This window comes from Streptomyces sp. NPDC048172 (assembly GCF_043202595.1).
Taxonomy (GTDB): Bacteria; Actinomycetota; Actinomycetes; order Streptomycetales; family Streptomycetaceae; genus Streptomyces.
In genome coordinates, this window is record NZ_JBIDAT010000002.1 from 440,933 (window position 1) to 449,750 (window position 8,818).

The 8,818-nt window shown below is 71.2% G+C and carries 8 protein-coding genes, 1 pseudogene and 1 riboswitch; of the genes and pseudogenes, 4 read left to right on the forward strand and 5 right to left on the reverse strand.

Features of this window, described 5'->3' with window-relative positions; genetic code table 11:
• Nucleotides 1–79 precede the first annotated feature (79 nt).
• From ACGF3A_RS10560 to ACGF3A_RS10570, 3 genes and pseudogenes are all read left to right on the forward strand, one after another.
• Complete coding sequence (locus ACGF3A_RS10560) at nucleotides 80–769, forward strand: HAD family hydrolase (protein WP_393727974.1); 690 nt, start codon at nucleotides 80–82, stop codon at nucleotides 767–769.
• 165 nt (nucleotides 770–934) lie between these two features.
• Nucleotides 935–2,056 (forward strand): annotated as a pseudogene (locus ACGF3A_RS10565) (globin domain-containing protein); the annotation flags it as partial.
• A gap of 231 nt (nucleotides 2,057–2,287) precedes the next feature.
• On the forward strand, nucleotides 2,288–3,121 hold the full coding sequence (locus ACGF3A_RS10570; protein WP_393729078.1) for a pyridoxamine 5'-phosphate oxidase family protein: 834 nt from the start codon (nucleotides 2,288–2,290) through the stop codon (nucleotides 3,119–3,121).
• Between the two features lie 3 nt (nucleotides 3,122–3,124).
• Here ACGF3A_RS10570 and ACGF3A_RS10575 read toward each other — a convergent pair whose 3' ends face one another.
• The 4 genes from ACGF3A_RS10575 to thiC form a co-directional block, all read right to left on the reverse strand.
• Nucleotides 3,125–3,610: an NUDIX domain-containing protein gene (locus ACGF3A_RS10575; RefSeq protein WP_393727976.1), complete on the reverse strand. Its 486-nt coding sequence runs from the start codon at nucleotides 3,608–3,610 to the stop codon at nucleotides 3,125–3,127.
• A 57-nt stretch (nucleotides 3,611–3,667) separates the two neighbouring features.
• Nucleotides 3,668–4,564: a LysR family transcriptional regulator gene (locus ACGF3A_RS10580; RefSeq protein ID WP_393727978.1), complete on the reverse strand. Its 897-nt coding sequence runs from the start codon at nucleotides 4,562–4,564 to the stop codon at nucleotides 3,668–3,670.
• Between the two features lie 234 nt (nucleotides 4,565–4,798).
• Nucleotides 4,799–5,065 carry a hypothetical protein gene (locus tag ACGF3A_RS10585; protein WP_393727980.1) on the reverse strand — a complete coding sequence of 89 codons (267 nt, stop codon included), beginning with the start codon at nucleotides 5,063–5,065 and terminating at the stop codon, nucleotides 4,799–4,801.
• Nucleotides 5,066–5,144: 79 nt separating this feature from the next.
• The gene (gene thiC / locus ACGF3A_RS10590; RefSeq protein ID WP_393727982.1) at nucleotides 5,145–6,905 is read right to left on the reverse strand and encodes a phosphomethylpyrimidine synthase ThiC; all 1,761 of its coding nucleotides are present in this window, start codon (nucleotides 6,903–6,905) and stop codon (nucleotides 5,145–5,147) included.
• Nucleotides 6,899–7,034, reverse strand: a riboswitch (TPP riboswitch). (Overlaps the previous gene by 7 nt.)
• 71 nt (nucleotides 7,035–7,105) lie before the next feature.
• Here thiC and ACGF3A_RS10595 point away from each other — a divergent pair.
• Nucleotides 7,106–8,626 carry a YibE/F family protein gene (locus ACGF3A_RS10595; RefSeq protein WP_393727984.1) on the forward strand — a complete coding sequence of 507 codons (1,521 nt, stop codon included), beginning with the start codon at nucleotides 7,106–7,108 and terminating at the stop codon, nucleotides 8,624–8,626.
• Here the strand turns inward: ACGF3A_RS10595 and ACGF3A_RS10600 are convergent.
• The gene (locus tag ACGF3A_RS10600) at nucleotides 8,589–8,810 is read right to left on the reverse strand and encodes a DUF5326 family protein (protein ID WP_393727986.1); all 222 of its coding nucleotides are present in this window, start codon (nucleotides 8,808–8,810) and stop codon (nucleotides 8,589–8,591) included. The genes ACGF3A_RS10595 and ACGF3A_RS10600 overlap by 38 nt on opposite strands.
• Nucleotides 8,811–8,818 lie beyond the last annotated feature (8 nt).

An 8,818-nucleotide genomic window follows, 5' to 3' on the forward strand; every position in this document is an offset into this window, starting at 1 on the left:
CGCCGCTGCTCGATGCCGAGTACGCCGAGTACGCCGTACGAGGTCACATGCACCCGGGCACACCCGTACGATCCGGCATATGACGCGACTCCATCTCTTCGACCTGGACGGCACCCTTCTCCACGGATCCGCGGCACCTGTGGAGATCTCGCGGCAGCTCGGGGTCGAGGAGGAGATCCACGAGCTGGAGAGGGCGTTCGCGGCGCGGGAGCTGGCGCCCTCGGAGTTCGCCGTACGGGCGTGCGCGCTGTGGTCAGAGCTGACGGACGAGGTCGTGGCGCGTGCGTTCGACGGGGCGCCCTGGCTGGAGGGGATCCGCGAGGTGTGGGCGGAGATCCGGGCGCGGGGCGAGCGGTGCGCGGTGATCTCGCTCTCGCCGGACTTCTTCGTGCGCAGGCTGCTGGGCTGGGGCGCCGACGCGGCGCGCGCCTCGCGGTGGCCGACGCTCGCGCCGAGTGGGGGTCCGGGCGGGAGTCCGGGCGCCGGTCCGGGCGCCGGTCCGTATCCGCGCGAGCCGGTGGACCCCGCGGGGATCCTCACACCGGCGGCCAAGGTGAAGATCGCGAGGGAACTCTGTGCGGAGTTCGGGATTCCGGCCGCGGAGTGCGTGGCGTACGGAGATTCTCTCTCGGACGCCGAGCTCTTCGCCGAGGTGCCGGTGTCCGTGGCCGTCAATGCTGATCACCACGTCCGGGAGCTGGCTTCGTACCAGTACAGCGGCCGGGATCTGCGGGAGGCGTACGCGCTCGTCAGCCCCGGCATCCGCTGACGAACTCCTCGAAACGGGCGCCGGATGGAACCGCGGACGGGGGTTGTGCGGTGAAGTCATATCGGTATGGTCGACTCCGCATCGTGCTGTAAGGACTTGTGACGGTTTCCTCACTCGGTGTTCTCGGGGGTCGGGTTCGTTCGAACGTAGCGAGGGCACACCATGACCCCTGACGCGGCGCTCATACGCCGCACGATGGAGGAGATCGAAGGGTCGGCTGACGCCGCCACCGCGTACTTCTACGCGCTTCTCTTCGTGCAGTATCCGCAGTTGAGAGAGTTGTTCCCGGCCTCCATGGACACGCAGCGCGACCGGCTGTTCCGCTCGTTGCTGGAGGCCGTGCAGCGGTACGACGACAAGGCCGCGCTCACCGCCCGCTTCGCGGCGCTGGGGCGCGGGCACCGGAAGTACGGGACGCTCCCGGCGCACTATCCGGCGGTCGGCGAGTGCCTGATGGCCGCGCTCGCGCGGTACGCGCCGGGCAGCTGGGGCCCGGAGACCGAGGCCGCGTGGGTGCGGGCCTACACGGCGATCTCGCAGATCATGATCGACGCGGCGGTGGAGGACGAGCGCCGGGCGCCCGCCTGGTGGCAGGCGGAGGTCGTCGCGCACGAGCAGCGGACGCCGGAGATCGCGGTGATCACGGTCCGTCCGGACCAGCCGTATCCTTTCCGCGCCGGTCAGTACACGAGCATCGAGACGCCGTGGTGGCCGCGCGTGTGGCGGTACTACTCCTTCGCGTCCGCGCCGCGCCCCGACGGGCTGCTCACCTTCCACGTCAAGGCCGTGCCGGCGGGCTGGGTCTCGACCGCGCTGGTGCACCGGGCGCGCCCCGGCCATGTGCTGCGGCTCGGGCCGCCCACGGGTTCGATGACCGTCGACCACGCGGCGGAGAGCGGCCTGCTGTGCCTGGGCGGCGGCACGGGCATCGCGCCGATCAAGGCGCTGGTGGAGGACGTGGCGGGCCGGGGCAGACCGCGCCCCGTCGAGGTGTTCTACGGCGCGCGCACCGACCTCGACCTCTACGACCTGGACACCCTGCTGCGCCTCGACGGGCGCTACGACTGGCTGTCGGTGCGGCCCGTGGTCGCCGCCGGGCGGGCCTCGGTGCCGTCGCTGGCGGGACAACTGCCGGACGCGGTACGACGGTACGGGCCGTGGGCGGCGTACGACGGCTATCTGTCGGGGCCGCCCGGGCTGATCCGGAGCGGCTGGGACGCGCTGGTGGGACTGGGTATACCGGCCCACCGCATACGGCACGACGCGGTCGACGAACTGGTGAGCTGATGACGGCTGATGACGGAGGAGGGCGTGAGAGGCGTGGCTGACGCGGATGCGGGGGGGCCGCTCAATGGTCGGCACCGGGCCCCCGGGGCGCAGAACGGATACGGCGGACACAGTGGGCACGGCGGGCTCAACGGGCTGAAAAGGCGCGACAGCTACGGCGTACCGGGTGTCGGTGACGAGGCGGAGCGGGAGCGGCCCGGCAGCGACGGGGAGCACGCGCTCCAGCGGCGCCTGGGCTCGTCCGACCGTGCCGACCGCTTCTACGACGACCAGGTGCTGGACCATCTGAACCCCCGGATGCGGGAGTTCGTGCGCCAGCAGGAGATGTTCTTCCTCTCGACCGCCGACGGCACCGGCGAGTGCGACAGCAGCTTCCGCGCGGGTCCGCCCGGCTTCCTGCGCGTGCTGGACGAACGCACGCTGGTCTACCCCGAGTACCGGGGCAACGGCGTCCACGCCAGCCTGGGCAACATCCAGGAGAACCCCCATGTGGGGCTGCTGCTCATCGACTTCGTACGGGCGCGGATCGGGCTGCACATCAACGGCGGCGCCGAACTCGTCGAGGACGCGGAGCTGCGCGCCGAGGTCTCCGACCTGCCGGAGGACCCGGTTCCGGGGCGGCGGGGGACGCTGTGGGTGCGGGTCACGGTGGAGGAGGCGTACATCCACTGCGCCAAGCACATACCGCACCTCCAGAAGGCCCCGAAGCGCGCCGCGCGCGACTGGGGGACCGACGACTACAAGCGCAAGGGCGGCGACTTCTTCGGCGCCGCGCGCGAGGCGCGGGAACGGCGCGCGGAGGAGAAGCGCGCCGGGACGGAGGAGCGGCCCCCGACGCCGCCCGCGCCCGTGGCGCCGCCAGCACCGCCCGCGGTGCCGCCCGTCGTTCCGGCGGCGGCGCCGGTGGTTCCGCACATGCCCTCCCCCACCCCCACCCCCACCCCGTCACCCTCCCCCGCCCCCGTCTCCGTATGGCAGAAGGAGGCCGAGCGGGCGCTCGCGGAGGCGCAGCGGCGGGGGGAGGAGCAGCGGGAACAGGCACCGTTCCAGGGCTGGTTCGGCTGAGGCTCAGCCGAGGTCGGGCGCGAGGAGTGCCCGTACGCCCTCGATGTTGGCGGAGAGGTAGGCGCGCAGGCTCGGCGGGACGACCTCGACGGAGGCGAGGCCCTCGCGGCTGAAGGGCACGCGCACGATGTCGTACTCGCCGACGGGCTCCTCGACCTCCGGGCCGTGGCGCCGCCCGGGGTCCATGGAGGCGAGGCGGCAGACGAAGAAGTGCTGGACCTTCACGCCGCCGGGCGTCTCGGCCGGGTCGGCGACGGTGTCGACGAAGGCCGGGACCACGTCGACGACCTTGGCCCCCAGCTCCTCGTCCACCTCGCGGTGCAGCGCGTCGACGACGGTGCCGTCCACGCCGGGCTCGACGCCGCCGCCGGGGGTGATCCAGTACGGCGGCTCGTCCGGCTTGGTGCGCTTGATGAGGATCAGGTTCTGGTCGTTGTCGAGGAGGATGGCACGGGCTGTGCGCTTGACGACTGGACGTTCGTCGGTCATGGGTGAGGTCTGGCCCGTCCGGCGGGAGACGAAACGCCAAACGTGCGTGCGTACGCCTCACCAGTGCACGGCGGCGCGCAGCAGCCACTCGTGGGCGCGGGCGATGTGCGGGAGGGCGAGGGTGCCCGCGCGGACGGAGAGGAAGTACGTGCGCAGCGGCGGCATCGCCGGATCGAACAGCGGCACGACGCGGCCGGGTTCCAGGGACTCGTCGCAGAGGTAGCGCGGCAGTACGGCCATCCCGGCGCCCGCGGCCACGCACTCAAGGACGGCCCGCAGGTCGGGGGCGACGAGGGCGCTGGTGTGGACGGGCTCGGCGTCGAAGACGGTGGCCCAGTAGCGGGTGAGGAGCGGCATGCTCTCGTGCACGTCGATCACCGGCACGCCGTGCAGCTGCTGATGCCCCTTGGCGCGGACGACGGAGGCGCCGCCGAGCCGCGCGGCCCAGCGGGGCGCGGCGACCAGGACGTGCTCCTCGTCGCAGAGCGGCGCCGAGTTGAGGAGTTCGCCGCGGGGGCGTGCGGTGCTGAGGGCGAGGTCGTGGTGGCCCGCGGCGAGCCCTTCGAGACTCTCCTCGGCGGAACCGAAGGCGACGCGGAGCGTGACCCCTTGCTCGACGAGGGGCGCGAGCGCCGGGAGCGCCCGTACGGAGGTGAACTCCGGTGGCCCGGCGAGATGCAGGGTGCGTCCGGTCGCCTCCTCGTCGGGCCTGCCCTCGGTGATCGCCACGAGCGCGTCGAGGTGCGGGGCGACCTTGTGCGCCAGCTCCTCCCCCACCGTCGTCGGCGTCACGCCCCGGGCCTGGCGGAGGAAGAGGGGACGGCCCAACTGCCGCTCCAGCGTGCGGATCTGCCCGGTCACGGCGGGCTGCGAGAGCCCCAGCAGCGGGGCGGCACGCGTGAAGGACCCGGCCCTGTGCACCGCGAGGAACGTACGCAGCAGAGCCAGGTCCATGCCTCTTCCGCCTCCGCCGCCGTCGTCACCGAGAGTGCCGCAACGATAAATATCTCGATAGGTCTATGTCGATACTGTGATTGGACACTGACGCACAGTCAACTAGCCTTGGTTGAGCGCTGCTTTCCGCTTACGCATGAGGCGGCGTGGGGTGGCTCGTGCCACGAGGGGGGAGGCACGAGCCGCCCGCTCCCGTGGCCGTGGGAGCGGGCGGCTCGGTGGGGCGCGTGGCGCTCAGCGCTTGTGGTACCAGATGGTGTACTGGTCGTGGTCTCCGTTGCCCTCGCAGTACAGCTTGTCGTACTTATCCCAGTTCTGGACGAGGCCGTCCCACTCCTCAAGCGCGCATTGCGACCTTGAGTCGTACGTCATGCCGCCGGCCACGACCCAGCCCCCGCCCGGCGGAGGGCCGGCGTGCGCGGGGCTGGCGGTCAGCGGGATGGCGATGGCTGCGGCGCCTACGGTGAGAGCGGCGGCGACGCGGGAGCGCCAGGACTTCATGGGTCCTCCATGTGCGAGTGACGTGCAGCTTCCCTGGGCTACAACGGACCCGCGCCGCCAACGGTTCAACAGGAGACGGCTACTCCGCCAGCGGCAGATAGACCCTGTTGCCCGCCGCCGCGAACTCCTTCGACTTCTCCTCCATCCCGGACTCGATCTCCGCCTCCGACAGATCGGCCCCGTGCTGCTCACGGATCTCGTGGGAGATCTTCATCGAACAGAACTTCGGCCCGCACATCGAGCAGAAGTGGGCCGTCTTGGCGGGCTCCGCCGGGAGCGTCTCGTCGTGGAAGGCGCGGGCCGTGTCCGGGTCGAGGGCCAGGTTGAACTGGTCCTCCCAGCGGAACTCGAAGCGGGCGTCCGAGAGGGCGTCGTCCCACAGCTGGGCGCCGGGGTGGCCCTTGGCCAGGTCGGCGGCGTGGGCGGCGATCTTGTATGTGATGACGCCCGTCTTCACGTCGTCCCTGTCGGGCAGCCCGAGGTGCTCCTTCGGCGTGACATAGCAGAGCATCGCCGTGCCCCACCAGCCGATCATCGCGGCGCCGATGCCGCTGGTGATGTGGTCGTAGGCGGGCGCGATGTCCGTGGTGAGGGGGCCCAGGGTGTAGAAGGGGGCCTCCTCGCAGACCTCCTGCTGGCGGTCGACGTTCTCCTTGATCTTGTGCATCGGGACATGGCCCGGGCCCTCGATCATCGTCTGCACGTCGTGGGCCTTGGCGATGCGGTTGAGCTCGCCGAGGGTGTCCAGCTCGGCCATCTGCGCCGCGTCGTTGGCGTCCGCGATGGAGCCGGGGCGCAGGCCGTCGCCGAGCGAGAACGTGACGTCGTACGCGCGCAGGATCTCGCACAGCTCGCTGAAGTGCTCGTAGAGGAAGCTCTCCCGGTGGTGCGCCAGGCACCAGGCCGCCATGATCGAGCCGCCGCGCGAGACGATGCCGGTCTTGCGGCGGGCCGTGAGCGGGACGTAGCGGAGCAGGACGCCCGCGTGCACCGTCATGTAGTCGACGCCCTGCTCGCACTGCTCGATGACCGTGTCCTTGTAGACGTCCCAGGACAGCTCCTCGGCGCGGCCGTCGACCTTCTCCAGGGCCTGGTAGAGGGGGACGGTGCCGATGGGGACGGGGGAGTTGCGCAGCACCCACTCGCGGGTGGTGTGGATGTTGCGGCCGGTCGAGAGGTCCATGACGGTGTCGGCGCCCCACCGGGTCGCCCACGTCATCTTCTCGACCTCCTCCTCGATGGAGGAGGTGACGGCGGAGTTGCCGATGTTGGCGTTGACCTTCACCAGGAAGTTCTTGCCGATGATCATCGGCTCGGTCTCCGGGTGGTTCACGTTGGCGGGGAGGACGGCCCGGCCCGCCAGGATCTCGTCCCGGACGAACTCGGGTGCGAGGTTCTCCCGTACGGCCACGTACTCCATCTCCGGCGTGATCTCGCCCCGCTTCGCGTACGCGAGCTGCGTGACGGCGCCGCCCTCGCGGGCCCTGCGGGGCTGGCGCGGGCGGCCGGGGAAGACGGCGTCCAGGTTGCGGAGGCCGCCGCGTGGCGCGGTGTGCTTGACGCCGTCGTCCTCGGGGCGCAGCTCGCGGCCCGCGTACTCCTCGGTGTCTCCCCTCTGGATGATCCAGTTCTCGCGCAGCGGCGCGAGGCCGCGGCGCACGTCGGTGGTGATGTTGGGGTCGGTGTACGGCCCGGACGTGTCGTAGAGCGTCACGTCGGCGCCGTTGGTGAGGTGCACTCGCCGGACGGGTACCCGGATGTCCGGGCGGTTCCCCTCCACGTATCCCTTGTGCGAGCCGATGGCGGTCTCCGCAGGCGTGCGTGCATCCTGCATGGTCATGTAGACCCACTCCCTACGCCGGCATTACCCGGTAACAGGTTCGGCGGTCGACGCAGCCGTTTCCGTAGGTCCCGCCACGGAGGTCAGCGCCCTCTCAGCCCCGTGCTCGGAGCTCCCGCGATGTGCAAAGGCGTCTCTACGCTAGCGGCACACCGCGCATACTGAACAGCCCGCCCGGACGTTCTTGCGATGATCTGTCGGTGAGCCATTCCCCGCCGCCCCCGCCGCCCCAGTCGCCGCAGCCGCATCAGCAGCCGCATCAGCCGCCGCCTCCGCCGCCCCCGCCGCACCTTCCCAGTCAGCCGCACGGCCACGGGCACAGCCACGCGCACGCCCACGGCCCGCCCGCGCCCGTCTCGCGGCATCTGCGCAAGGTCATCGCCGCGGTGCTCGTGCCGTTCGCCGTCGCGGTCCTCGCCGGGCTCGTCGTGCTCTGGCCGGGCGGCACGCCCGGGCACGAGCACGACCACTCCGGCGTCGGCTTCGACCGGCCCACCTTCCAGGCGAAGGTCGTCAAGCTGGCCGAGGTCGACTGCCGGGACGTCAACGCCCAGCAGCCGCCCCCGCAGCAGGGCCAGGGCGGGCAGGGAGGCCAGGGACAGGGGAGCGGGCCGGGCGGCGAGGGGAAGTCGTCGGGCTCCTGCCAGAAGGCCACGGTCGAGATCTCCGAGGGCAAGGACAAGGGCCACCGCTACACGGAGGTCGTCACGCCGGACGCCACACGGAAGTTCGACGTGGGGCAGAAGGTGGTCGTGGCCTACGCCGAGAAGGCGCCCCGCAATCTCCAGTACACCGTCGTGGACACCAACCGTGACGTGCCGATGGTCCTGCTCGCGGGCCTCTTCGCGCTCTTCGTGGTGCTGGTGGGGCGGCTGCGCGGAGTGCTGGCGCTGGTGGGCCTGGCGGTGAGCTTCGCGGTGCTCACGCTCTTCATCCTGCCCGCGATACTCCAGGGCTCGAACCCCCTGGTGGTGGCCGTCGTCGGGGGCAGCGCGATCATGCTGGCGTCGCTCTACCTGTGCCACGGGCTCTCGGCCCGTACGTCGGTGGCGGTGCTCGGCACACTGATCTCGCTGCTGCTGATCGGGCTGCTGGGCTCGCTCTTCATCGGCTGGGCCCGGCTCACGGGGAACACGGACGACCAGACGGGCCTGGTGCACGGCCTGTACCCGAACATCGAGATCCAGGGCCTGCTGCTGGCGGGGGTGCTGATCGGCTCGCTCGGCGTGCTCGACGACGTGACGGTCACGCAGACGTCCGCCGTCTGGGAGCTGAAGGAGGCGGACCCGGGTGCGAGTTGGCGGAAAATCTACCGTTCGGCGATGCGCATCGGGCGCGACCACATCGCGTCGGTGGTCAACACCCTGGTCCTCGCGTACGCGGGAGCCGCGCTGCCGCTGCTGCTGCTCTTCTCGATCGCGCGCAGCGACGTGTCGATGGTGGCCACGAGCGAGGTGGTCGCCGAGGAGATCGTCCGTACGCTCGTGGGCTCGATCGGCCTGGTGGCCTCGGTTCCGGTGACGACGCTGCTCGCGGCACTGGTGGTGTCCGCCGACCGTCAGCGCCGCGCGGGCCGGAGCGGAACCGGCGCGGCGCCGGAGACGGCCGGAGCGGCGGTTGGAGCGGCGGCTGGAGCGGGGACGGGCGGGGGGACCGGTGGGGGGACGGGGACGGTCCCGGCGGTCACCAGTCGCCGCGGGAGGAGGAGGAAGCCGAAGTGAACCTCCGGACCAGGAAGATCACGCCGCCGACGAGCGCGGCGAAGACCAGGATCTTGAAGAGCAGGCCCACGATGAAGCCGACCACGGCGCTGATGAGTCCGCCGAAGACGACGAGGGCTATGACCGGGATGGCGATCCACTTCACCCACCACGGCAGGGCCGAGAAGTTCTCCTTCGCGTCCATGTCTTTCG